A 23,417-nucleotide genomic window follows, 5' to 3' on the forward strand; every position below is an offset into this window, starting at 1 on the left:
TGCAGAAAGAGCTTGGGAGAACAAACGATGAGCAAGACGACGAAACGGCTGAGCTGTGCCTTGGCGGGACTGGTCCTGGCCATGGGATTGGCCGCAGCACCCGCCTTGGCGCAAAAAACCGGCGCCCCCCCGACCACGGCCGCACCGGCCGATATCGACTTCGGGGACGACACCAGCGAATGGCACAATGACGGCGAGTGCGACGACCCGCGCTTCGAAGGCGCCGGATTGGCCGATGAAGTGGTCGATGTCGACCTCAAGAAAGACGCCACCGACTGCCGGACAGCGTTCGAGGCCGGCACGGTGACCCTCAAGGCGACCACGACGTCCCCCGCCGATATCGCCATTGCCAGCCCCATCGATGCCATCGACTTTGGCGATGACAGCAGCGAATGGAACAAGGACGGCGAGTGCGACGATCCGCGTTTCGAGGGCACCGGCTCTGCCGATGAACTGGTCGACGCCGATCTCAAGAAAGACGCCACCGATTGCCGGGCCGCCTATGAGGCCGGCACCATCACCCTCAAGGACACCACGTCGAGCGATACGCCGGTCGCAACCGCCGAAATCGTTTATGGCGACGATACCGGCGAATACAACAATGACGGCGAATGCGACGATCCCCGCTTCGAAGGGGCCGGCGTTGCCAGCGAGCCCAGCCAGGACAACCGCATGCACGACGCCACCGACTGCCGTGCCGCCGTCGATGCAGGCACGGCAACCTTCAAGGTCGGCGAAACCAACGATCCGGCCCCGTTCGACTTCGGCACCGACAATGGCCGCTATGCCAATGACGGGGAATGCGACGATCTGCGCTTCACCGGCGAAGGCATGGACAAAAAACTGCTGCCCGAAGACATCTCCAACGATGCCACCGACTGCCGCACCCTGGTTGAATCCGGTTCGCTGACCATCATTGCGGTCTATGAGCCCGCCTATGCCGCCGGTGCGCCCTATGACAGCAAGGGCATCAATTTTGGCGACAATACCTCCAGCTACGCCAATGATAACCAGTGCGATGATCCGCGTTTCCAGGGCCCCGGCACCGCTACCTCGCTGCTCGATACCGATCTGCGTCATGACCGGGACGACTGCAAGGCAGCCTTCGAAGCCGGCACGATCATCCTGATCGACTGACTGTCAGCTTTAACTGCAAACGGCGGGACCCTGGTCCCGCCGTTTGTTGTCGCAGGGGTGCGCAGCTGCGCGCTACAACCCCAGTTCCTTTTTCAGCACAGCATTGACGCGGGCCTGCCATCCCGGGCCCGAGGCCCGCAACCGCGTCAACACCTCGGCATCGAGCCGTAATGTCACCTGCTGCTTGGGCCTGTTCAGCGCCGGCCGCCCCGGCCCACGCCGTATGCTCTCCGCCAGTTCCGGAAACACCTCGGCAAAGGGCCGCATCTGCGCTAGCTCCTCCTCCGTAAGTTCAGGATTGTCGGACACCTCATCCCAGTCTTCCTGAGTGTACCCTTGACCCGGCACAAACTCCTTGATCACTTCCCGTTTGTTCATGGTAGAACCAACCTTTCTTTTGCACTCGCCGGCCGCATCGAGATTACGGAGAGCCCTTCCGAACCGAGCTTAACGAATATTACTGTTACCGTGCCGTCTGCCAGCGCGCCGATCGCAATAAGGCGACTGCGTTTGGCATTACCGGTTTTGGCCGAGGCAAAAAACTCCGGCGTTAGATCCGCGAAATCCAGCCCCTGCTTGATGCGATTGGCTAGCCGCTTGGGCTCGTCCCAGACGACTTCCATCAATTTATGTAGTGCCGTTTATTTGCTGCGTCAACAATAGTGTAACGACGATAATCTTGCGGCTTTGGGCCAACGCCAATCCACCTCGGTGTCATGCCCGCCAGGGCAGAACCCATCCCCGAGATATGGCCACAGCCGCAAGGTTTCGGTGCTCGTCAAGCATCTCCGAAAGGGCCCCGGCCTGCGCCGGGGTGACATCTAGCATGTGATCGTTGCGAGCTTAAGCCGCCCGGCGCTCGACCATCATTTTCTTGATTTCGGCGATCGCCTTGGCCGGGTTCAGCCCTTTCGGGCACACTTTGGCGCAATTCATGATGGTATGGCAGCGATAGAGCTTGAACGGATCTTCCAGATCGTCGAGCCGCTCGGTCTGGCTTTCGTCACGCGAATCGATCAGCCAGCGATAGGCCTGCAGCAGCGCCGCGGGGCCCAGATACTTTTCCCCGTTCCACCAGTAACTGGGGCAGGACGTCGAGCAGCAGGCGCACAGGATACATTCGTAGAGCCCGTCCAGCTTGGAGCGCTCCGGCACGCTTTGCGTCCACTCCGTGTCCGGCGTCGGCGACGTGGTCTTGAGCCACGGCTCGATGGCCCGGTGCTGGGCATAAAAGTTGGACAGGTCCGGCACCAGGTCCTTGACCACCGGCATATGCGGCAGCGGATAGATTTTGATCGGCCCGTTGGAATCGTCCATGCCCTTGGTGCAGGCCAGGGTATTGAGCCCGTTGATGTTCATCGAGCAGGAGCCGCAGATCCCTTCGCGGCACGAGCGGCGCAGGGCCAGCGTCGCATCGACCTTGTTCTTGATCCAGAGCAGGCCATCCAGGATCATCGGCCCGCAATCGTCCAGATCGACGAAGTAGGTATCGATGCGCGGATTGGCGTCGCCGTCGGGATCATAGCGATAGATGTGATATTCCCGCAGCCGTTTGGCGCCGGCCGGCTTGGGCCAGGACTTGCCCTTTGCAGGCCGCGAATTTTTCGGGAGCAGCAGCTCGACCATCACGAAATCCTTTATTCCAAAGCTCAGTAGTTCGGCTTGCAGACCTGGTTGGACTTGCCGACATAGGTGTTGTACGGCACCGAATATTCAACCGGCAGCGTCTTGCCGCGCATGGAATTGATCACTACCGCCATGAAATCGGCATCGATCAGCGTCAGCGCCGCATCGGCCTTGCACGAACACAGTTTCGCATCCTGCGCGATGCCCATGCAGGTGGCATAAAACTGCGCCTTTTGCTCTGCGCTCGGCGGCGCCGCCATCGCGGCCCCCGCGCCCAATCCCGCCAGCAGCACGCCCAAGGTCCAAGCCGCCGTCATGGCAGTGCCCTTGCCGCGAGCGCACTTGAGGTCCGACCTTGCCGCAACCAGCGCACGCATCAATACACCCGCGCCTTGGGCGCGATCTTCTTGAGATCGATGCCGCCTTGCTCATAGGGCGTCAGCGGATCGACATGGACCGGCCGGTAGCCCAGCCGCACCTGGCCCGTGGCTGCATCGATCCAGCTCAGCGTATGCTTGCGCCAGTTGATGTCGTCGCGGCTGGCGAAATCTTCGCGGGCATGGGCGCCGCGGCTTTCGTGGCGGGCCTCGGCGCTCACCACGGTGACTATGGCATTGGCCATCAGGTTTTCCAGCTCCAGCGTTTCCACCAGGTCCGAATTCCAGATCAGCGAGCGGTCGGAGACCTTGACGTCGCTCAATTGGGCATAGATGTCGCTCATGCGCTTGACGCCCGATTGCAGCGTCTCGCCGGTGCGGAACACCGCTGCATCCTCCTGCATGGTGCGCTGCATGGCTTCTCGCAGGTCTGCCGTCGGCCGGCCGCCATTGGCGGTACGCAGCCGCTCGAACCGCGCCATGATCTGTTCATCCGCCGTCGCATTGATCGCCGGGATGGGCGCCTGCCGGTCGATCACCACACCGGCCCGCAAGGCGGCGGCACGGCCGAACACCACGAGGTCCGTGAGCGAATTGGACCCCAGCCGGTTGGCGCCATGCACTGAGGCGCAGGCCGCTTCCCCGACCGCCATCAGCCCGGGCACGATGCGGTCGGGCTCGGCTTCGGTCGGGTTCAGCACTTCGCCATGATAGTTGGCCGGGATGCCGCCCATATTGTAGTGCACAGTCGGCAGCACCGGAATCGGTTCGCGCGTCAGGTCGACGCCGGCAAAAATCTTGGCACTTTCGGTGATCCCCGGCAGCCGCTCATGCAGCACCTTGGGATCGAGGTGATCCAGATGCAGGTGGATGTGGTCCTTCTTGGGACCGACGCCACGCCCTTCGCGAATTTCCAGCGTCATGCAGCGCGACACCACATCGCGTGAGGCCAGGTCCTTGGCATTGGGGGCATAGCGCTCCATGAAGCGCTCGCCCTCCGAATTGGTCAGGTAGCCGCCTTCGCCGCGCGCGCCTTCGGTGATCAGCACCCCGGCGCCATAGATACCGGTGGGGTGGAACTGCACGAATTCCATGTCCTGCAGCGGCAATCCGGCCCGGGCCACCATGCCATTGCCGTCCCCGGTGCAGGTATGGGCGGAGGTCGCCGAAAAATACGAGCGCCCATATCCCCCCGTTGCCAGAACCGTGGTCTTGGCGCGGAACCGGTGCATGGTGCCGTCATCCAGCTTCCAGGCGATCACCCCCTGGCAGGCGCCATCCTCGCCCATGATCAAATCGAGCGCGAAATACTCGATGAAGAACTGCGCATTGTTGCGCAGCGATTGCCCGTACAGCGTGTGCAGAATCGCGTGGCCCGTCCGGTCGGCCGCGGCGCAGGTGCGCTGCACCGGCGGACCGTCGCCGAATTCGGTCATGTGCCCCCCAAAGGGCCGCTGGTAGATCTTGCCGGCCTCGGTGCGCGAGAACGGCACGCCGTAATGCTCCAGCTCATAGATCGCCGCCGGCGCCTCGCGCGCCAGATATTCCATGGCGTCGTTGTCGCCCAGCCAGTCCGATCCCTTGACGGTATCGTACATGTGCCATTGCCAGCTATCGGGCCCCATATTCTGCAACGAGGCTGCGATGCCGCCCTGCGCCGCCACGGTATGGCTGCGGGTGGGAAACACCTTGGTGATGCAGGCAGTGTTGAACCCCTGTTCGGCCATGCCCAGCGTGGCGCGCAGCCCCGCCCCGCCGGCGCCCACGACCACCACGTCGAATTCATGGTCGATGATTTCGTACCCACCAGCCACAGCGCTAACCCCAGAACACGAGTTTGATGATCGCGGCCACGCCGACCAGGGCGATCAGGATGCAGAACATGGTGTTGACCATCATGTAGAAGCGATAGGTGCGCCCGGCGAAATAATCCTCGAGGATGTCGCGCATGCCGTTGCGCATATGCACGGTGACGATGGCGAGCAGAATTGCCAGCGGTATGCCGACCCAGCCATTGCCGATCATTGCGGCCATTGCCGCCCGGTCCTGTCCCGCCAGGCGCACCACCACGAACACCAGCAGGCCCACAAAGGCGATATTGCTCGCTCCGGTCGCCCGCTGGATGATGAAATGGCGCGTCGAGGCCCTTGCGTCGCCATATTTGCTTTTGGGATCGGCGATGATCTCGCGGGTCAGGATCCGTTCGCGCATCAGTGCACCCACACGAAAATGGTCCATACCAGAAGGGTCAGCACCACCGAGGCGCCCAGATTGACCCAGCTCAGCAGCTCGCGCTGCCCCGCCTCGAGCCCATGAATGCTGTCCCACACGAAATGGCGAACCCCGCCCAGCATGTGATGCAGCAGCGACCAGCTATAGCCGAACAGCACCAATTGCCCCAGCCAGCTGCCGTAAATGGCGTTGACCATGTCCAGCGGACCCGGGCCCCAGGCCGCGGCGCACAGCCAGATCACCAGAAACAGCGTGCCCAGGTAATTGGCGATGCCGGTGGCCCGATGCACGATCGACATCGTCATCGTGATGGTCCAGCGATAGATCTGCAAATGGGGAGACAGGGGGCGGGGTCGAACCGGCATAGGGCCTCGCTGTTACGCGGCGCACGCCGCTACAGTTTGGAATGGTTCGAGACTTCTAGCCCCGGTCAGGCTCCTCGTCAAAGCGCTAAAACAGCGCGGCAAGATAAACTTTGGCCCCATCAAGGCCGCGGCTGCCTCCACCCCTTGCCGGGCGGCGCCGGACCTGCCATTTGGCACCGGCAGGTCGAAGGCCAGGGAGCCGAGATGGACGAACGTATCAAAGTTGTCGCCACCCAAATCCTCTCCAGGGCCTGGGGCACGCTGACCCTTGCGACGCTGGATTACCGGCACGCCAATGGTACCTGGCAGCGCCAGAGCCGCGAGATCTACGACCACGGCAATGCCGTCGCCATCATCCTGTTCGACCCGGCCCGGCGCACCGTGCTGCTGACCCGCCAATACCGCCATCCGGTCAGCCTCAACGGCGATCCGGCCTGGCTGATCGAGGCCTGTGCCGGCCTGCTCGACGAGGACGACAAGCTAAGCGGCGTCATGCGCGAGGCGCTGGAGGAAACCGGCCATCGCCCGCGCGACGTGCAATGGCTGTTCGACGCCTATATGAGCCCCGGCTCGCTGACCGAGCGGCTGTCCCTGTTCGTGGGTCACTACGATGCCGGCACCAGGATCGCCCCCGGCGGGGGCCTCGCGGCGGAAGGCGAGGAGATCGAAGTGCTTGAAATGCGCCTGGACGATGCCCTGGCCGGCATCGGCAGCGGCGCCATCATCGATGCCAAGACGATTATGCTGCTGCACTGGCTGGCGCTGAACCGCTAGCGCTTAGTAATCCACCAGCTTGCGGTCCGGATCATAGGGCTGGTCCGCAACCATTTTGGTCACCGCCTGGCCGCAGCGCATCTTCTGGCCCGAGCCGTCATAGGCATAGCTGGGCGATCCGTGCAGGAGCCAGCCCTCCGACAGCGCCTTGGTCACCTTGTGGCAAAAACTGGAATCGTCCTCGCCCGACAAGAACCGGTATATCTGCATGCATGCCCCCAATGCGGCGCGCGCCGGGGCGCGGCAGTTGATCTTGCCCGCTCTTAGCGCTAATCGAGAAGCCATGCACCGGTTTCCTGACCATCTGCTGACGGGCCACGCCAATTTCATGGCCGGCCGCTATGCCCGTGAACGCGAGCGGATGCGCGAGCTGGCCGATCAGGGGCAGACCCCCACCACCATGATCATCGCCTGCTGCGACAGCCGCGCGGCCCCCGAAACCATTTTCGATGCCGGCCCGGGCGAATTGTTCGTCCTGCGCAATGTCGCCAATCTGGTGCCGCTCTACCAGCCCGATGCCGGCCAGCACGGCACCTCGGCGGCCATCGAATTTGCCGTCAAGGCGTTGAACATCGCCAATATCGTGGTCATGGGCCATGGCCGCTGCGGCGGCATCAAGGCGGCGCTCAACCCCGACTCCACCCCGCTCGATGCCGGCGATTTCATCGGCAAGTGGATGAGCATGCTCGGCGACGTACCTGGCCAGGTCGGCCAGAACGATGCCATGACCCCCGCCGAGCGCCAGACCGCACTCGAGCGCATCTCCATCCGCTCCTCGATCCACAACCTGCGCACCTTTCCTTACGTCGCCGAACTGGAAAGTGCCGGCCAGCTGGCCGTGCATGGCGCCTGGTTCGATATTTCGAGCGGCGAATTGTGGATCATGGACGCCGATAGCGGCGATTTCATCCGCCCCGCGATCTAGGCGCTAAAGCTTCGGTACTGGACGGTTTTCCGTCCGGGGCGCACCGCTGTCGACGGCTCGCGGCCTCGTTTTGAACCATCCGACGCCCGCAAATGACCCACAATTGCCCGGCCGAGCGCCCGCTTTCGGGCCGTCCATCACCACATTGTGCGCCCATGGTCCGGCCATGGCTCGCCGGAGAGCGCGCCGTCGGCGATCGGCTAACCGGTCACCGCTTTTATCTCCACCAACATGGAGCTTAACCGCCATGAACAAGATCATTGTATCCTCGCTCGTCGTGCTGGGCCTTTCCGGCGCGGCCTTTGCCCAGACACCCAGCACGTTCGCCGATGTCGATGCCGACACCAGCGGTGAGCTGTCGTTCGCCGAATTGCAGGCCGTCTGGCCCGATCTGAGCGAGGACGAGTTCAACACGGCCGATGTCGATGTCAGCGCCGGGCTGTCCACGACCGAGCTTGGCGCCCTGCAGCCTGCGGCCGCCCCGGCAGCGCCGGCCGAGGGCATGGCGCCCGATAGCGGCATGGCGCCCGCGACCCCGGACACCACCGAGCCGGCGACCCCCGGATCGCTGTCCGACTAAGCCTTGTGCCCGGCCGTCCCGGTTTGCCGGGGCGGCTTTATCCGGCCGGCGCGGGCCGCAAGCGTGCCAATAAGCGCCGCCCGAATACATTGATCACCAGCCCCAAAAAAATCAGCGCGCTGCCGAAAATTTCGAGCCCGCTGACCGCCTCGCCGAGCAGCACCATGGCTGCAGCAAACCCCACCACCGGCACCAGCAGCGAAAACGGCGCCACCAGGCTCGCCGGATGCCGCCCCAGCAGCACCGCCCAGGCGCCATATCCCAAAAGCGTCGAGCCATAGGCGATAAACAGCACCGAGCCGATTGCCAAAAGGCTCACCGTCCCGAGCGCTGCGAATGCCTGCGGCCCCTCGAACAGCAGTGACAGCGCCAGCATCGGGATCGGCGGGACCAGGCTCCCCCACACCACGAAGCCCAGCATGTCCACCGTCCCGGCGCGCTTGGTGGCAATATTGGAAATGCCCCAGAACAAGGCGGCGCCAAGCGTCATCAGCAGTGGGAGCAGCACCGCGCCACCCAATTGCTCGGCCGCGATCGCCCCGAGCCCGACCAGGGCCACCGCTGCCCCGCCGATCTGGAACGGTCCCGGTCGTTCCCCGAGAAACAGCACCGCAAGCGCCATGGTGAAGAACACCTGCATCTGCATGACCAGGCTCGCCAGCCCGGCCGGCATGCCCAACTGGATCGCCGAAAACAGCAAACTGAACTGCAGCACGCCGACGCTGACGCCGTAAACGATCAACAGGCGCCAGCTTACGGCCGGCTTGCGGATGAAGAACACCGCCGGCAGCGCACAGCCGATATAGCGCAGCGCGGTCAAAAGGAACGGCGAAATTTCCGCCACGCCCCATTTGATCGCCACGAAATTCAGCCCCCAGATGATGACGACGACAAGGGCGAGGAGGAGGTCGCGAAAGGGCATGGAAAAGTCTTGCTCGGAACTTGCACAAAGGCATTCGCACGCAGGGTATCACCCCGACACAGGCCGGGCCTATCCTGAGATCTCAAGATGGTACCGGCCTGCGCCGGTATGACACCGCGTGTGTTGATAGAAACTGCTTGCAACTCGCCGCTGCCAGAAGGTTCGAGGACCGACCGAAATTCAGCTCAGGCTGAGCCGAAAATGGTGGTTTGCGAGAACCGGACCGGAGCGTACGTTGGTACGTGAGGACCGGAAGCACAGCAAACCATCATTTGCAGGCCAGCATCAGCTGAATAGCGGTCGGTCCTAAGCCGCCTGCTTGGCCATCAGGTTGCGCGCGATCAGCGTTTCGGCGATCTGGATGGCGTTGAGCGCGGCGCCTTTGCGCAGATTGTCCGACACGATCCAGATATTGAGCCCGTTTTCGATCGTGCTGTCCTCGCGGATGCGCGACACGAAGGTGTCGTACTCGCCCGCCGCATCGACGGGAGTTGCGTAGCCACCGGGCTCGCGCTTGTCGAGCACCGCAATGCCCGGCGCCTCGCGCAGGATATCGCGCGCTTCATCGGCCGAGATGGGATTTTCGAATTCGATATTGACCGCTTCGGAATGCCCCACGAACACCGGTACGCGCACGGCCGTGCAGCTCACCTTGATCTTGGGATCGAGGATCTTCTTGGTTTCGGCCATCACCTTCCACTCTTCCTTGGTGGAGCCGTCTTCCATGAACACATCGATATGGGGGATAACGTTGAAAGCGATCTGCTTGGGGAACTTGCCCGGCGTTGCCGTGTCGTTGACGAAGATGCCCTTGGTCTGGTTCCAGAGCTCGTCGACCCCTTCCTTGCCGGCGCCCGATACCGACTGGTAGGTTGCGACGACAATGCGCCTGATCCTGGCAAAATCGTGTAATGGCTTGAGCGCCACCACCAGTTGGGCGGTCGAGCAGTTCGGATTGGCGATGATATTGTTGCGCCGGGGATTGGCCATGTAGCCATCCAGCACATGCGCGTTCACTTCCGGCACGATCAGCGGCACATCCGAATGATAACGCCAGAAGCTGGAATTATCGATGACGACGATGCCCATCTGGCCCAGGCGGGGCGCCCACAGCTTGGACACGTCCGAGCCGGCCGACATGATGGCAAAATCAATGCCCTTGAAATCGTAATCGTCAAGGTTCTTGGCCTTCAGCACCTTGTCGCCATAGGAAATTTCGCGCCCCGTCGAGCGCGAGGAGGCCAGCGCCACCACTTCGTCGGCGGGGAACTTGCGTTCGGCCAGGATATTGAGAACTTCCCGGCCTACATTGCCGGTGGCACCGATGACGGCGACGCGATAACCCATGACAGAACTCCAGTCCCTGACCATTTTCCGCTCCCGCGCCTTGCTCAAGCAAAGCGGCCCATCCGGGTCCAGCCTCTCCCCGTCGGGAAGCGACCCGGGGAAAAGCGTCAGGCGGTTTTGGTGGTTTTGCTTACCAACGCTGCAAGACCACGGCGGGCTTTCAGCCCGGTGGTGCTCATCATGGCGATGATCGAAGCGCTGCGCATCGGTTTGACCGCTGTGTTGGAAGCTTGGTTCTCATACGCCCAAATGGCAAAGAGTCAATGAATTTGGCGGGCTGGAATGCCCAACCTCGTGGTTCAAGGCTCGCAAGGGCTCGCACCTCACCATGAGGTTTCAAAGCTCTTCGTAGTCCTCATGGTGAGGTGGGAGCGCAGCGACCCTCGAACCACGAGGGCGTGGCACTCAAGGCTTGCCTCACCACCCCCCATGGCTGTAACTGCCGCCAAACCTGAAAGGCCCAAAACCATGGCCCATTACGACGTCATCATCCTGGGCGCCGGCGCCGCCGGCATGATGGCCGCCATCGAAGCCGGCAAACGCGGCCGCAGGGTCCTGCTGGTCGACCATGTCCAATATGCCGGCGAAAAGATCCGCATTTCCGGCGGCGGCCGCTGCAACTTTACCAATGTCAACGCCACGGTCGAGGCCGGCCGCGACCGCTTCCTGTCGCAAAATCCACGCTTTGCCTTGTCGGCGTTAAGCCGTTACACGCCTGAAAACTTCATCGCCCTGGTGCGCCGTCACGGCATCACGTTCCACGAAAAAGGGCTCGGCCAATTGTTCTGCGATGGCCCCGCCACCCAGATCAACACCATGCTGCTGGGCGAAATGCGCGAGGCGGGTGTCGCCTTTTCCTTTTCCACCACGATCGAAGCCGTCGAAAAAACCGCGACCGGTTTCTCCGTCCGTTTCGCCTCGGGCTACGCCACCTCCGACAGCCTGATCGTCGCCACCGGCGGCAAATCCATCCCCAAAATGGGCGCCACCAGCCTTGGCTACCAGCTTGCGGCCCAGTTCGGCCTGCGCGTCACCGACACCCGCCCCGCTTTGGTGCCGCTGACCTTCGAGACCGGCGCCCTGGACAAGCTCAAGGACCTGGCCGGCATCGCCACCGGCGCGATCGTCAGCCATGGCAAGACCCGCTTCGAGGAAGCCCTGCTGTTCACCCATCGCGGCCTGTCCGGCCCGGCGATCCTGCAGATTTCCTCCTATTGGCGCGAAGGCGATGCCATCGCCGTCGACCTGCTGCCCCATGTCAGCGCCATCGATCTGCTGCGCGCCGCCCGCGCCGCGACCCCCAAGCTGCAAGTGCAAACCATCATCGCCAATACGCTGCCCAAGCGGCTAGCCCAATTGCTGGGGGACGAACTGGACATGCACACCATGATCGGCGATTTCCCCGACAAAAAGCTCGCCCTCGTCGAGGCCAAGCTCAAGGCCTGGAGCCTGAAACCCGTCGGCTCGGAGGGCTACCGCACCGCCGAAGTCACCCTGGGCGGCATTGACACGCGCGACCTCGATGCCAGGACCATGGCGGCCCGCGCCCTTCCCGGCCTCTATTTCGTGGGCGAAGTCGTCGACGTCACCGGCTGGCTCGGTGGCTATAACTTCCAGTGGGCCTGGGCCTCCGGCTGGGCCGCCGGGCAAGTGGCCTAGCACCGATCGGGCGACAGCGCGGCTAGAACTTCCAGCCGACCCGCAGGCCGAAATTGGACAACCCGTCATTGGCGTCGCACAGATTATTGTTGGAGCTGTGCTCATAGGTCAGCGTCGCCGTCGCGTTTTCGCCCAGTTCGGTACCGATGCCGAACCGCTCGTAGAAATTGACCGTGCAGCCAAAATTCTTGAAGCCCGGCGGCGCATTGAGATTATAGCCGCTGTGAGCGGCCGCACCCAATGTGCCTTCCAGATAGACCGGGCTGTCGAACAGCTTGACCTGCCAGGTCAGCCCCAGATGCGCCAGGCTTTCCTGCCCGTCCAGGTTGATCGTCGCGCCCAGTTCGGGCCGCGGAGAACCGATCCAGCGGAACACATCGAGATCGGGGGAGGTGAACAGGACGTCGAAGCTGACATCCTCGATCTGGCTCAAATCCCATTCGCCGACCCGAAACGGCAGCGCCGCATAATCGACGTCATGGGCGTGGATGCCGAAACGAATTTCATCGACCCATCCGGCGACCGGCTCGGGCGACAGCATATCCTGCGCCGATGCAGGCCCGATCGTCCCCAACCCGGCCAGCAGGGCCAAACCGATTAACCGCTTATACGCCATACCAATACGCACTCGATCCCAGGATGGCTCAGTGAGCCGGTATTGCCGAGCGGAGTCAATGGCGTCGCGCTGAAACTTGGCCGGTGTGATGAACCGGCCACGCCTGCCGAAACGAAAAAGGCCCGTGCCATGCGGCACGAGCCCTTCATTGCGCGAGGGCGCGGGCCTTATTTCGGCAGCAGCACCTTGTTGACGACATGGATCACGCCATTGGACTGGTTGACGTCCGAAATGGTGATCTTGGCAGCATCGCCGCTCTCGTCCACGACATAAAGCACCGAGCCCAGCTTGGTGAATTGCAGCGTGTCGCCCGACAGCGTCTTGAGCGTGAAGCCGCCCGGATTGGCTTCGGCCTTGGCCAGCAGATCGGCATCGGAATACTTGCCGGCAACCACATGGGCGGTCAGGATCTTGGTCAGCATGCCCTTGTTTTCAGGCTTGAGCAGGGTATCGACCGTACCTTCGGGCAGGGCGGCAAAGGCCGCATTGACCGGCGCGAACACGGTGAACGGGCCGGCGCCCGACAGCGCATCGACGAGGCCGGCAGCCTTGACGGCGGCAACCAGCGTGGTGTGGTCCTTCGAATTGACGGCATTTTCGATGATGTTCTTGGAGGCGTACATCGGCGCCCCGCCGACGCGGACCGATGCTTCCTGGGCGAAAGCCGATGTCGAGACAAGTACGGCCGAAGCAACGAGAAGAGCTTTGAGGAACTTGGTAGCCATGATGATCTCCCTGAGGTGACGCTGATTGGTCGCACAAAGCTACGCGCCGTCCGCCCCATTAGTTTCACATGTGTGGCTGAACCATGTTTTTCCTGGCACCATCGCGATGACGCGGCCGCCACGTCACCCGTCTCGCTTTCATCGTAATTTGCCGATACAGATCGGGCCGCTCGCCCATTTTGCATGAAGGCCCTGCCATGACCCAGATCATTCCCCTTTCGATGCAGGACCTTGCCCCGATCGCCGATGGCATGTCCACCGCCGACGCTATGGCCGAAACCATCAAGCTGGCCCAATTGGGCGACGCGCTGGGGTTTACCCGCCTGTGGTATGCCGAACATCACGGCATGCCCTCGATCGCCTCCTCGGTGCCCGAAATCCTGATCGGCAGCGCCGCCGCGCACACCAGGGCCATTCGCATCGGCTCCGGCGGCGTCATGCTGCTCAACCACGCGCCGTTGCGCATCGTGGAGGCCTATCGCACGCTCGAAGCCCTGCATCCGGGCCGTATCGACCTGGGCCTGGGTCGCGCGCCGGGCGGCGACGGCTATGCCATGCGCGCCCTGCGCACCGGCGGCGGCGAGGAATTTTCCGCCTATCTCAGCGAGATGCTGGCCTTCGAGGAAGACGGGTTTCCCCCCGATCATCCCTATTCGCGTGTGGCCGTGGCCCCTGGCGGCATCAACCTGCCGCCGCTTTGGCTCCTGGGGTCCTCCGGCTCCAGCGCGCAAGCTGCCGGCCAATTGGGCATCGGCTATGCCTTTGCCGCCCATTTCAGCCACACCCCGGCAGCGCCCGCCTTCGAGGCCTATCGTTACGGCTTTCGCGCCACGCCGGCCTTTCCCAAACCCCAGGCGATGCTCTGCGTCTCGGTGGTCTGCGCCCCCACCGAAGAGGAAGCCCGCTACCTCTCCAGATCCCAGGAATTGAGCTGGGCGCTGTTTCATTCCGGCCAGATCCGTCAATTGGTATCCCCCGAGCAGGCGAGCGCCCATGTCTATACCCCCGAGCAACGCCGCATCATCGAGCATCAATCCACGCTCTGGATCGTTGGGTCGCCCGAGACCGTGCGTGATCAGATCATGGCCAAGATCGGCCAAAGCCAGCCCGACGAGGTGATGATCACCACCACCATCCACGACTACGCCTTGCGCCGGCGCTCCTACCAACTGGTGGCAGAGGCCTTCGGGCTTGAGCCACGGCAATGACGGGAACGCGGAACATGGCGCAAAAACTGACCTCCAGGCAACGTGACACGGCTTTACGCAGCCTCAACGGCTGGGTCCTCGACGAGGCCGCCGATGCCATCAGCCACGTTTTCAAGTTCAAGAGCTTCTCGGAGGCCTTCGGCTTCATGACCCGCGTGGCGCTGGCGGCCGAACGGGCCGGCCACCACCCCGACTGGTCCAATAGCTACGATAGCGTCACCATCATCCTCTCCACCCACGACGCCGGCGGCCTCACCGACAAGGACATCGCCCTGGCCCAGGCCATCGACGCCATCCTGGCCTGACCTCAATGAAAATTCCGCCCGCTCGGCATGGCGGCATAAGCGACGCGCCGTGCTGCCTCCACCTGGAGCAAGGCCTGCCGGTCGCGTCCCGGATGCGGCCCCGAACGGCCCTCGTCACCCCGCGCCAGCACCCGATCGCCAATATCCTGCCCATGCGCCAGATCGAGCAGATGGGGCGTCATGTCGGTCAGCTGCTCGGCGATGATGTGGATCACCAGCCCCTCCCGCTGCAATTGACCGCGCACGGCCAGCATGCGGGCACCCAGGACGATCTTGCGATTTTTCTCGAATACATGCGGCCAGATCACGACATTGGCGATGCCGGTTTCGTCTTCGAGGGTCGCAAAGATCACCCCGCTTGCCGTCCCCGGGCGCTGCCGCACCAGCACCAGCCCTGCCACCGCGATGCGGCTGCCCGGCTTGATATGCATCAGCCTGTCCGACCGCGTTACGCCCCGTTCATCCAGCAGCGGCCGGATGAACTGCAGCGGGTGCCCCTTGAGCGAGAACGACAGGGTCGAATAATCGTGGATCACTTCTTCGCCCGGCAGCATGGGGGGCAGATTGGTTTCGACATCGCGCTCGGTCTTGAGGCGGCCGGCCGCCTCGAACAGGGGCAGCGTATCGGCCCCATGCGTGCCCACCAGCCCCTTGACCGCCCACAGCGCCTCGCGCCGTGACAGGCCGAGCGAGGCAAAGGCATCGGCGCGTGCCAGCTTTTCGAGCGCCGCTATGGACACCTGGCTGCGCAACCACAGATCGCGCACCGAATCATAGCCGCCGCCACGGCGGGCGACGATCAGGTTGATATCGGCATCGGCAAGGCCAATCGCATGGGCAAGACCCAGCCGGATCGCCTTGTTGGAGTGGATATCCTCAACCATCGAGGCATGCTGGGGCCACAAATGCTCGCGCGCCGGACGGCTGCTCTCCTCCAGGACGCATTCCAGATCGGACAGGTTCACATCCACCCCCCGGACCTCCACCCCATGTTCGATGGCATCGCGGATGATCTGGGAGGGCGCATAAAACCCCATCGGCTGACTATTGAGCAACGCCGTGGCGAACACATCGGGGTAGTGGCATTTGAGCCAGCAGGAGGCATAAACCAAAAGTGCGAAGGACGCCGCATGGCTTTCGGGAAAGCCATATTCGGCAAAGCCCTTGATCTGGGCAAAGCAGCGCTCGGCGAATTCAACCGTATAGGGATCATTCTCCCTTTTGGTCATTCCATCAATGAAGCGCTTCTCTAAAATTTCAATCGTACCAGTCCGTTTCCAGGACGCCATGGCGCGCCTGAGCTGATCGGCCTCTCCGTCCGAAAAGCCGGCCCCGACGATGGCCATCTGCATGGCCTGCTCCTGGAACAGGGGAATTCCCAGCGTTTCCTTGAGAACTTCGTCAAGCCGATCGCCGGGCTTGGCCTGCCAGGGATCGGTGCCGTCGCGGCGCTTGAGATAGGGATGCACCATGCCACCCTGGATCGGCCCTGGCCGCACGATGGCAACCTCGATGACAAGATCGTAGAAGCGGGCAGGCTTGAGGCGGGGCAGCATCGACATCTGCGCCCGGCTTTCGATCTGGAACACCCCGATCGTGTCGGCCCGTTGCGCCATGGCATAGACCCGCGCCTTGTCGAAAGGCCCCTCGTCCGTTTCTTCAGCCAGCAACTGGGTGAGTTCGAGCTTTTGGCCGTAATGCACATGCATCAATTCGAACGCCCGCCGCAGGCACGACAGCATGCCCAGCGCCAGCACATCGACCTTGAGGATGGCCAAGGCGTCGATATCGTCCTTGTTCCACTCGATGATCATCCGGCTGTCCATCGCCGTCTTGCCGATGGGCACCAGGCTTTCCAGCGAATCCCGCGTGATGACGAAACCGCCCACATGCTGGGACAGGTGGCGCGGAAAGCCGCGCAGGACTTTGACCACCTCGAACATCTGCGCCAGAACCGGATCGTCGGGATTAAGGCCGATAGCGCTGACCCCGCCCAGATCGAGCCTGGATCCCCAACCCCAATGCAGCTGGTTGAAGGCATTGATGACGTCGTCGGAAATCCCGAACGCCTTGCCCGCTTCGCGAATGGCGCTCTTGGAGCGATAGCAGATGACATTGGCCGTCAGGCCGGTGCGCTTACCGCCATATTTGGAATAGACATAGGCCATCACCTCTTCGCGACGCTCGTGCTCGAAATCGACATCGATGTCGGGCGGCTCGTTCCTTTCAGTGGAAATGAACCGCCCAAAGACCAAGGTCCGCTTGTCGGGATCCACCGAGGTAATGCCCAGGCAGAAGCAAACGCTGGAATTGGCTGCCGAACCACGCCCCTGGCACATGATCTTGCGCTCATGACGAGCATACATGACAATGTCGTGCACGGTCAGGAAATAGGCAGCATACCCTTTGTAGCCGATAAGGCAGAGTTCATACCAAAGGCTGCACTTGATCTTTTCGGGAATGCCCTTGGGATATCGGTTCACCGCCCCCTCCCAGGTCAGCCGCTCCAGCGTCTGCTGCGCCGTTTCGCCATTGCCGATGGTTTCTTCGGGATAATTATATTTGAGCTGATCGAGCGAAAAGCCGATGCGCTCGATCAGGCGTCCGGTTTCGGCGATGGCATCGGGATGCTCGCGAAACAGCCTGGCCATCTCATAGGGCGGCTTGAGATGCCGTTCCGCATTGGCGGCAAGTTGCCAGCCGGCGGTTTCCAGCGTCAGGTGCTCGCGGATGCAGGTGACGACATCCTGCACCATGCGCCGGTCCGGCTCGTGATAGAGCACGTCGTTGGTAGCGATCATGGCGACGCGGTGGCGCTTGGCCAGCTCATCGACCCTGTTGAGGCGCGCCCGGTCGTGGCCATCAAAGCGTGGCGCCCCGGCGACCCAGGCCTGGCCAGGCGCCAGAGTGGCGAGCGTGTGCAGCGTCCGTTCGGTCAGGCCCCAATCCGTTTCGTCGGGCATGAGGATAAAGAGCTGGTCCTGCGCATAATTTTCCGGGGGGCCCTGCTCGGTGGCCGAAGCGGGATCGCCCGAACCGAACAGATCGGTGAAATACAGCACCGGTTTGCCCTTTTCGCCGCGCTGATTGCCCACCGTGAGCAGCTTGCAGAGCCGGCCATAAGCGACCCGATCGGTTGGGTAGGCGACGATATCGGGCGTACCGTCGGCAAAGCAAAGGCGCACGCCCACCAGATAGCGGAACAGGGGATAATCCGCCCGCAGTTCGCGGGCGGTGACATAGCCGCGCACCACGCCGGCAAAGCTGTTGCGGTCGGTGACCCCGAAAGCCTCAAGGCCAAGCTGCATGGCCGCCGACACCAGTTCCTGCGGATGCGAGCCGCTGCGCAGAAAGGAGAAGTTGGTGGTGGAAACCAGCTCGGCATAAGCGATGGCCGGCGGTTCAATCCTGGACCGCGGCCGGCTCGATTCCATGGGAATGACCGAAGTCACGAAAAAATCCCGTGCAGATACCACTTCGCCGGCTCGCCCCGACGATGAAATCCATGCCGATAGATCCAGAACCTGCGGCCCTCTTTGTCCTCGACCACATAATAGTCCCGCGTCTCCGCATCGGGATGAAACAGCAAAAGCTCAGGGACATAGGGCGGCGGTTCCGCCTTCTTGCCCGGCTCGGGCTGCCTGGGAGGTTCGGGAGGCACCAGTTCCAGCCTTTGATTGCTGCGCCACCATTCGGCACCCAACCGTTCGGGTCCCGATGCCTTTTCGATCTTGTAGCTCTGACGCCGCCAGATCATCGATGCCGGCAGCCCCTCGGGCACTTCGGCATTGATCGCGACCATTTCAGGAATTGGCAACAGCCGCAGCGGGCGAACCGGCTGCGGCCACCCTCCCGCTCCGGGTTGATCGGTGTTGGCCACCAAAGCCGGCACCAGCCGTGCCGCTCGCTCGGGAATATGGCTGGCCACCATGTGCGTCTTGAGCACGGCCAGCGAACCCAGCCGGCTGCTCATGCGGTCATTGAGCCGATCAAGGTCCTCGGCCACGCCACCATGGGCAAAGGCGCCGAGCTGGACGGCGTCCAGTGGCGCCACCGAACTCACTGCCAGCCGGATCATGTCGATGCCGAAGCCCGCATCATATTCGCCTGCCAGCCGTTCCGAGCGATTGCTGAAGAGCTTGGTGATGTGCTCGGGGTCGCGCGTCAACCGCGCCGAATTGACCGAGAGCGTCATCACCTTGTGATCGACCCGATAAAGGAACAGGTGGAACGCCTGCCCGCCCAGACCCTCGCTGTCCAGCCGGATGGCGAGCTGGATAGCCAGGTCATGCGTGGTCATCAGCACATCGTCCATAAGTCCGATCGGATCGGCGAAGCGACGTTCGGCATGACGTTCGGCCAGCGGCAGGCGTGGCGTCATGCGCTCTTCCAGCACGCCATAGGCCTGATCGAGCCGTTGTAGCAGTGCTACCCCAAAGCGGGCCTGCAATCCCTTGCGCTCGCGAAGGCGCAATTGACCCGCGCTCTTGAGCCCCATCTGCGTGAGCGCGCTAATCTGCGCCGATGACAGCCGCAGGGCCGCAACCGGCAAGGGATCGAGCATAGGCTCCAGAGCGGCCGGCCCGACCACCTGGCTGCGGGAAAAATGACTGACGGCCCAGGCGGCGCCGATTGTCGGCGCAACCGCGCCGCAAACCGTGTAGCCCAGGTCGCGCAACCGGGTCAGCAGCATGGCCAGCATGGCCCTTTCGCCGGTGAACAAATGCGCGACGCCGGTAATATCGAGCACCAGATCGCCCGAACCGGCAATATCGGTCATCACCGCGACGAGGGGGCTGGCATTGGAATGCCAATCAGCAAAATCGGCGAATGCCGCCTCCAGCATTGGCCGGTCGATTTCCCTGACGGTCAGTTCAGGCACCATGGCGCGGGCATCGGCCAGGTTCTGCCCCACGCTGAGCCCCTTGCCGGCCGCTTCCGCATCGACTGCGACGAGGCGCAGCCCGCCCTTGATCCGCTCGTAAAGCGCCAACGGCGCCTTGAGCTGGCCATCATGCCGTTTCAAAAAATCGGTCGGCCAGGTAGGCAGGAACAGCACGAGGAAGCGCCGGGCCGGAACCGTTGCGGCCTGTATGACGGGGCTGAGGAGCGAATGCTGCAAATCCATTTTCCGTCCAACCCAGCATATATTCGGTTTGTTTGATCAGCGTGCCCTTCTCCAGTTGCGCTCGCCATCGCAGCGGCCCTGGCGCCGCGCCATCGTAGAGCCGCCGGCTACTGGGCACCGGCGACAGGCACCAGCGCAAATGTGCCGCACTCGCCTGCCGTTCGCTGCCATAGCCCAACATGAAAATCGAGCCGCCAGTGTCCGTGGCCCGCAGGCTCAACCGCCGGCTGACGGTGAAATCGAGCAGTCTGGAATGGCGGCTGATATCGGCCACCACGGCCGCCACGGCCCGGCAGGCCAAGGCCTCCTCGGCCGCCCACAGCAATTCGGCCATGCTGGCCGGCCGCACCAGCACCAGGGCATCAGGATGAAACCCGAAGCTCAAGAGGCCCGGTCCATAAGGAACACCCAATTGCTGGGATTCACCAGCCAATTGCAGGTAGATGACGGCAATCCGCTGCTCGGTCAGCAGACCCCTTGCCTGGCCCAGGGCAAAGCCCAGGGGAACGCCGGCATTGCGCAATTCTGGGGTAAACACCTCCTGCAGCAAACCTCCAGCCAGCGCCGGAAAGCCTTCTGCCGTGTCCGATACCCGGACCCGCGCCTCTGCCAAGGCCGGCTTGCGCTCGATATCGGCAATACTATCCCGCAGCGCGGCAAGGCGCTGTTGGCGGTTGGGCGCGTCCATGACCCTGGACCTTCCTCATGAACAAAACAGGAACATCTAGACTCCGATTCTGCATGGAGTCGAGTCCTTTGTTCTGCCTCCGGTGTGGCGGTTGCGCACCAAAGCCGGTCAAGACCGCGTGACAGCTCTCGCAGCCCATTGAGGAAATCGGGCGGGCTGCTAACTCTGAATGGTGCCCACCTCCCCGGTGCGCTTCACCATCGTCCCTTGCCGCTCATCCAGAAGGCCCTGCCATGTTCGAGGCCCTGTCCCGTCTGTTTCAAAAGCCCGAGGCCAGTCTTTCGGTCCACGATCCCAAGCTTGCCGTGGCGGCGCTGCTGGTGCATCTGGCGGCGGTGGACGGGCAGATGAAGGACGAGGAGCGCCAGGCGATCAAGGATGCCTTGCAGAACCATTACGAGCTCGACGAGAGCGCGGTGGAGCGCCTGGTCCGGGAGGCGGCCCTCCGCGATGCCGAATCGGTGGATTTTTATAAATTCACCTCGGCTTTGTCGTCGCTGGAGGCCGATGACCGCATCGAGATCATCGCCATGATGTGGCAGGTGGTGTTTGCCGACAAGGCCAATCACGAGCTCGAGGACAACATGGTCTGGCGCATTGCCGAACTGATCGGCGTTTCGGCGCGCGACCGCACCGTGCTGCGCAACCGCATCGGCAAGGCCTGAAAAACCCCGTCACGGCTCCCAGGCCGTGAACTTGCCGATGGTTTCGATCTCGTCCCTGGCGCAATCGAAGCTGCCCGCCGTGTCGGCGGCCTGGCGCGCCAGATCGTTGGCATCCGTATTGGCCAGGGCATCGATATAGGCGATGTGGCAGCTATTGCCCTCGACCAGCTGGGTCACCACCAGCACCTGCCCCTTGTCCTCTCCGGTTTCGATATCGGCGGTGAAATAGCGGGCAATGGTGGCCACCGGCAGCCAGCGGCCCTTGGCATTGCTGAGCCGCCATTCCAGCTTTGGCCCCAGATGGTTGAACGGCGCCAGCGTCTGGTTGCGGGCCGGCTCCTTGTCGACATTGAAGCCATAGGCCAGGCTGAACCGCAGATCGCCCTCCGTCACCATCAGCGGATAGCCCTTATAGCCCGGGCAGGCCCAGCTGGCGCCGAAATCATCGGCATCCAGCACCAGGCATTGGTCCAGGTCGATATCGCTATAGGCGCTGTTGAACGCCGCAAGGGTCGGCTGCGCCATGCCGGCAAAGCCTGCCAGAACCAGGCTGGACAGCACCGCGATTGTCTGGCTCATGGCCGGTTTTCTCCTCGTTCGATAGCATTGTCGGCCCAATATGGCTTGCATTTGCGGCTCCAGATAGGCAGAACGCGGCCACACGCGCGCCATCCGCATCAACGGGAGCTGACACGCCATGAACATCGACGCCATCCCCACCGGCAAGAACCCGCCCGACGATCTCAACGTCATCATCGAAGTGCCCATGGGCGGCGAGCCGATCAAATACGAGATCGACAAGGCCTCGGGCGCGCTGTTCGTTGATCGTTTCCTTTATACCCCCATGCGCTATCCCGGCAATTACGGCTTCGTGCCCCATACCCTGTGCGGCGATGGCGATCCGCTCGACGTCATCGTCATGAATTCGCGGCCCCTGGTGCCCGGCGCGGTGGTGCGCTGCCGCCCCTTCGGCGTGCTGTTCATGGAAGACGATGGCGGCCAGGACGAAAAGATCCTGGCGGTGCCGGTCAGCAAGCTCACCGTCATGTATGACCACGTCAAGGATGTCGGCGATATGCAGGCCATCCAGGTCGAGCGGGTCAAGCATTTCTTCACCCATTACAAGGACCTGGAGCCCGGCAAATGGGCCAAGATTTCCCATGTCGGCGGCTATGAGGATGCCAAGAAGGTCATTCTCGACTCCATCGCCATGCATGCCAGGGGCCGATAGCGCCCGATGAGCGCGCCGGGCCGCATCGTCATTCTCAATGGCGCGCCGCGCTCGGGCAAATCCTCCATCGCCGCAGCGATCCAGGCCGGCCTGCCCGGCATCTGGATCAATCTGGGCGTCGATATCTACGCCAAGGCGACCCCGCCGCAATTGCGCCCCGGCATCGGCCTGCGCCCCGGCGGCGAGCGGCCCGATCTGGAACCGCTCCTGCCCCGGCTCTATAGCGCCCTTTATGCCAGCATCGCCGCCCATGCGCGGCTTGGCCTCGATGTCGTCGCCGATCTGGGTCATCACGACGCGTATTCCGCCCCGCTCGGCATCCTGCCCCGATGTGCCCGGCAATTGGCAGGCCTGCCGGTGCTGTTTGTCGGCGTACACTGCCCCATCGAAGTCATCATGGCGCGGCGCAACAGCGATCCCCAGGATGGCTTTTACGCCAGCGGCCCCGACGTGCCGGCCCCGGTGCGGCAATGGCAGGAGGCGGTGCACGTCCCCGGCATCTACGATCTGACGCTCGATACCGCGCACATGCGGCCTGAAACGGCGGCCCGGTTGATCGGCCAGGCGCTGGAGGCCGGCCCGTCGCGGCCCAGCGCATTCGAGCGCCTGGCCCGATTGTGACTTGCCGGCATCCCGGCGCAGGCGCATCGTCAGCCCAACACTGGAGCGCGTCATGAAAATACTGGGCAATATCGTCGGGATCGTCTGCCTGCTGCTGGGGGGGACGTGGACGCTGCAAGGCGCCAATGTGCTGGCCGGCAGCGTCATGTCCGGCCAGAGCCAATGGCTCTATATCGGCATGGCACTGTTTATCGTCGGGCTTGTCGTGCTCTATTGGATCAACCTGCGCCATCGCCGGCCCGGCATCTAGGGCCAGGGGCAGGATGCTCGCACGCCTGCCCTTGCC

Annotated in this window: 27 protein-coding genes; 11 read left to right on the forward strand and 16 right to left on the reverse strand. The window is 63.0% G+C overall.

Annotated features, from left to right (window positions below; genetic code table 11):
• The first annotated feature begins 27 nt into the window (after positions 1-27).
• Positions 28-1,137, forward strand: a complete 1,110-nt coding sequence (locus ACFE8X_RS07195) for a hypothetical protein (RefSeq protein WP_375450773.1) — start codon at positions 28-30, stop codon at positions 1,135-1,137.
• Between the two features lie 72 nt (positions 1,138-1,209).
• On the opposite strand, the gene ACFE8X_RS07200 is transcribed toward ACFE8X_RS07195, so the two are convergent.
• The 7 genes from ACFE8X_RS07200 to sdhC all read right to left on the reverse strand — a co-directional run bounded on the left by ACFE8X_RS07200 (position 1,210) and on the right by sdhC (position 5,737).
• On the reverse strand, positions 1,210-1,515 hold the full coding sequence (locus tag ACFE8X_RS07200) for a BrnA antitoxin family protein (protein WP_375450774.1): 306 nt from the start codon (positions 1,513-1,515) through the stop codon (positions 1,210-1,212).
• Complete coding sequence (locus tag ACFE8X_RS07205) at positions 1,512-1,760, reverse strand: BrnT family toxin (RefSeq protein ID WP_375450851.1); 249 nt, start codon at positions 1,758-1,760, stop codon at positions 1,512-1,514. The genes ACFE8X_RS07200 and ACFE8X_RS07205 overlap by 4 nt, the downstream gene beginning before the upstream one ends.
• 220 nt (positions 1,761-1,980) lie before the next feature.
• Positions 1,981-2,763: a succinate dehydrogenase iron-sulfur subunit gene (locus tag ACFE8X_RS07210; RefSeq protein ID WP_375450775.1), complete on the reverse strand. Its 783-nt coding sequence runs from the start codon at positions 2,761-2,763 to the stop codon at positions 1,981-1,983.
• A 23-nt stretch (positions 2,764-2,786) separates the two neighbouring features.
• Positions 2,787-3,140, reverse strand: a complete 354-nt coding sequence (locus ACFE8X_RS07215; RefSeq protein WP_375450776.1) for a hypothetical protein — start codon at positions 3,138-3,140, stop codon at positions 2,787-2,789.
• Complete coding sequence (sdhA, locus tag ACFE8X_RS07220) at positions 3,140-4,954, reverse strand: succinate dehydrogenase flavoprotein subunit (RefSeq protein ID WP_375450777.1); 1,815 nt, start codon at positions 4,952-4,954, stop codon at positions 3,140-3,142. The genes ACFE8X_RS07215 and sdhA overlap by 1 nt, the downstream gene beginning before the upstream one ends.
• 4 nt (positions 4,955-4,958) lie before the next feature.
• Positions 4,959-5,351 carry a succinate dehydrogenase, hydrophobic membrane anchor protein gene (gene sdhD, locus ACFE8X_RS07225; protein ID WP_375450778.1) on the reverse strand — a complete coding sequence of 131 codons (393 nt, stop codon included), beginning with the start codon at positions 5,349-5,351 and terminating at the stop codon, positions 4,959-4,961.
• Entirely contained in the window at positions 5,351-5,737 is a 387-nt protein-coding gene (gene sdhC / locus ACFE8X_RS07230) for a succinate dehydrogenase, cytochrome b556 subunit (RefSeq protein ID WP_375450779.1), read from the reverse strand. Before sdhC ends, sdhD begins: the two co-directional genes overlap by 1 nt.
• A gap of 204 nt (positions 5,738-5,941) precedes the next feature.
• Between sdhC and ACFE8X_RS07235 the strand changes: the two genes are divergently transcribed.
• Positions 5,942-6,511, forward strand: a complete 570-nt coding sequence (locus ACFE8X_RS07235) for an NUDIX domain-containing protein (protein WP_375450780.1) — start codon at positions 5,942-5,944, stop codon at positions 6,509-6,511.
• 3 nt (positions 6,512-6,514) lie between these two features.
• Here ACFE8X_RS07235 and ACFE8X_RS07240 read toward each other — a convergent pair whose 3' ends face one another.
• Positions 6,515-6,721: a DUF1737 domain-containing protein gene (locus tag ACFE8X_RS07240; protein WP_375450781.1), complete on the reverse strand. Its 207-nt coding sequence runs from the start codon at positions 6,719-6,721 to the stop codon at positions 6,515-6,517.
• A 73-nt stretch (positions 6,722-6,794) separates the two neighbouring features.
• On the opposite strand from ACFE8X_RS07240, the gene ACFE8X_RS07245 reads away from it, so the two are divergent.
• Both ACFE8X_RS07245 and ACFE8X_RS07250 read left to right on the forward strand, forming a co-directional pair.
• A complete protein-coding gene (locus tag ACFE8X_RS07245; protein WP_375450782.1) occupies positions 6,795-7,436 on the forward strand; it encodes a carbonic anhydrase in 642 nt (213 codons plus the stop codon).
• Between the two features lie 247 nt (positions 7,437-7,683).
• A complete protein-coding gene (locus ACFE8X_RS07250) occupies positions 7,684-8,016 on the forward strand; it encodes a hypothetical protein (protein ID WP_375450783.1) in 333 nt (110 codons plus the stop codon).
• A 37-nt stretch (positions 8,017-8,053) separates the two neighbouring features.
• Here ACFE8X_RS07250 and ACFE8X_RS07255 read toward each other — a convergent pair whose 3' ends face one another.
• Together ACFE8X_RS07255 and ACFE8X_RS07260 are read right to left on the reverse strand one after the other, a co-directional pair.
• Positions 8,054-8,938, reverse strand: coding sequence for an EamA family transporter (locus tag ACFE8X_RS07255; protein ID WP_375450784.1), 885 nt, complete (start codon positions 8,936-8,938; stop codon positions 8,054-8,056).
• Positions 8,939-9,244: 306 nt separating this feature from the next.
• Complete coding sequence (locus ACFE8X_RS07260; protein ID WP_375450785.1) at positions 9,245-10,285, reverse strand: aspartate-semialdehyde dehydrogenase; 1,041 nt, start codon at positions 10,283-10,285, stop codon at positions 9,245-9,247.
• A 468-nt stretch (positions 10,286-10,753) separates the two neighbouring features.
• Between ACFE8X_RS07260 and ACFE8X_RS07265 the strand changes: the two genes are divergently transcribed.
• Complete coding sequence (locus ACFE8X_RS07265; protein ID WP_375450786.1) at positions 10,754-11,944, forward strand: NAD(P)/FAD-dependent oxidoreductase; 1,191 nt, start codon at positions 10,754-10,756, stop codon at positions 11,942-11,944.
• A gap of 22 nt (positions 11,945-11,966) precedes the next feature.
• Here ACFE8X_RS07265 and ACFE8X_RS07270 read toward each other — a convergent pair whose 3' ends face one another.
• Positions 11,967-12,536, reverse strand: a complete 570-nt coding sequence (locus ACFE8X_RS07270; RefSeq protein WP_375450787.1) for an acyloxyacyl hydrolase — start codon at positions 12,534-12,536, stop codon at positions 11,967-11,969.
• A gap of 191 nt (positions 12,537-12,727) precedes the next feature.
• Positions 12,728-13,285 carry a fasciclin domain-containing protein gene (locus ACFE8X_RS07275; RefSeq protein ID WP_375450788.1) on the reverse strand — a complete coding sequence of 186 codons (558 nt, stop codon included), beginning with the start codon at positions 13,283-13,285 and terminating at the stop codon, positions 12,728-12,730.
• 197 nt (positions 13,286-13,482) lie between these two features.
• Between ACFE8X_RS07275 and ACFE8X_RS07280 the strand changes: the two genes are divergently transcribed.
• Positions 13,483-14,493, forward strand: coding sequence for an LLM class flavin-dependent oxidoreductase (locus ACFE8X_RS07280; protein ID WP_375450789.1), 1,011 nt, complete (start codon positions 13,483-13,485; stop codon positions 14,491-14,493).
• 14 nt (positions 14,494-14,507) lie between these two features.
• The gene (locus tag ACFE8X_RS07285) at positions 14,508-14,798 is read left to right on the forward strand and encodes a 4a-hydroxytetrahydrobiopterin dehydratase (protein WP_375450790.1); all 291 of its coding nucleotides are present in this window, start codon (positions 14,508-14,510) and stop codon (positions 14,796-14,798) included.
• 2 nt (positions 14,799-14,800) lie between these two features.
• Here ACFE8X_RS07285 and ACFE8X_RS07290 read toward each other — a convergent pair whose 3' ends face one another.
• The 3 genes from ACFE8X_RS07290 to ACFE8X_RS07300 are packed head-to-tail and all read right to left on the reverse strand — an operon-like array spanning position 14,801 to position 20,614.
• Positions 14,801-18,232: an error-prone DNA polymerase gene (locus tag ACFE8X_RS07290; protein ID WP_375450852.1), complete on the reverse strand. Its 3,432-nt coding sequence runs from the start codon at positions 18,230-18,232 to the stop codon at positions 14,801-14,803.
• Positions 18,233-18,246: 14 nt separating this feature from the next.
• Positions 18,247-19,920: a DNA polymerase Y family protein gene (locus ACFE8X_RS07295; protein ID WP_375450791.1), complete on the reverse strand. Its 1,674-nt coding sequence runs from the start codon at positions 19,918-19,920 to the stop codon at positions 18,247-18,249.
• A complete protein-coding gene (locus ACFE8X_RS07300; protein WP_375450792.1) occupies positions 19,811-20,614 on the reverse strand; it encodes a hypothetical protein in 804 nt (267 codons plus the stop codon). Before ACFE8X_RS07300 ends, ACFE8X_RS07295 begins: the two co-directional genes overlap by 110 nt.
• A gap of 233 nt (positions 20,615-20,847) precedes the next feature.
• Between ACFE8X_RS07300 and ACFE8X_RS07305 the strand changes: the two genes are divergently transcribed.
• Entirely contained in the window at positions 20,848-21,279 is a 432-nt protein-coding gene (locus tag ACFE8X_RS07305; protein WP_375450793.1) for a TerB family tellurite resistance protein, read from the forward strand.
• 9 nt (positions 21,280-21,288) lie between these two features.
• On the opposite strand, the gene ACFE8X_RS07310 is transcribed toward ACFE8X_RS07305, so the two are convergent.
• A complete protein-coding gene (locus ACFE8X_RS07310) occupies positions 21,289-21,858 on the reverse strand; it encodes a hypothetical protein (RefSeq protein WP_375450794.1) in 570 nt (189 codons plus the stop codon).
• 118 nt (positions 21,859-21,976) lie between these two features.
• Here ACFE8X_RS07310 and ppa point away from each other — a divergent pair, with 118 nt between their 5' ends.
• From ppa to ACFE8X_RS07325, 3 genes are read left to right on the forward strand one after another with little or no spacing between them, the layout of a single operon-like run.
• On the forward strand, positions 21,977-22,510 hold the full coding sequence (ppa, locus tag ACFE8X_RS07315) for an inorganic diphosphatase (protein WP_375450795.1): 534 nt from the start codon (positions 21,977-21,979) through the stop codon (positions 22,508-22,510).
• 6 nt (positions 22,511-22,516) lie between these two features.
• Positions 22,517-23,131: a chloramphenicol phosphotransferase CPT family protein gene (locus ACFE8X_RS07320; protein WP_375450796.1), complete on the forward strand. Its 615-nt coding sequence runs from the start codon at positions 22,517-22,519 to the stop codon at positions 23,129-23,131.
• 52 nt (positions 23,132-23,183) lie between these two features.
• Positions 23,184-23,381, forward strand: coding sequence for a hypothetical protein (locus ACFE8X_RS07325; RefSeq protein ID WP_375450797.1), 198 nt, complete (start codon positions 23,184-23,186; stop codon positions 23,379-23,381).
• The last annotated feature ends 36 nt before the right edge of the window (positions 23,382-23,417 follow it).

It is taken from the genome of uncultured Devosia sp., from assembly GCF_964244875.1.
Taxonomy (GTDB): Bacteria; Pseudomonadota; Alphaproteobacteria; order Rhizobiales; family Devosiaceae; genus Devosia.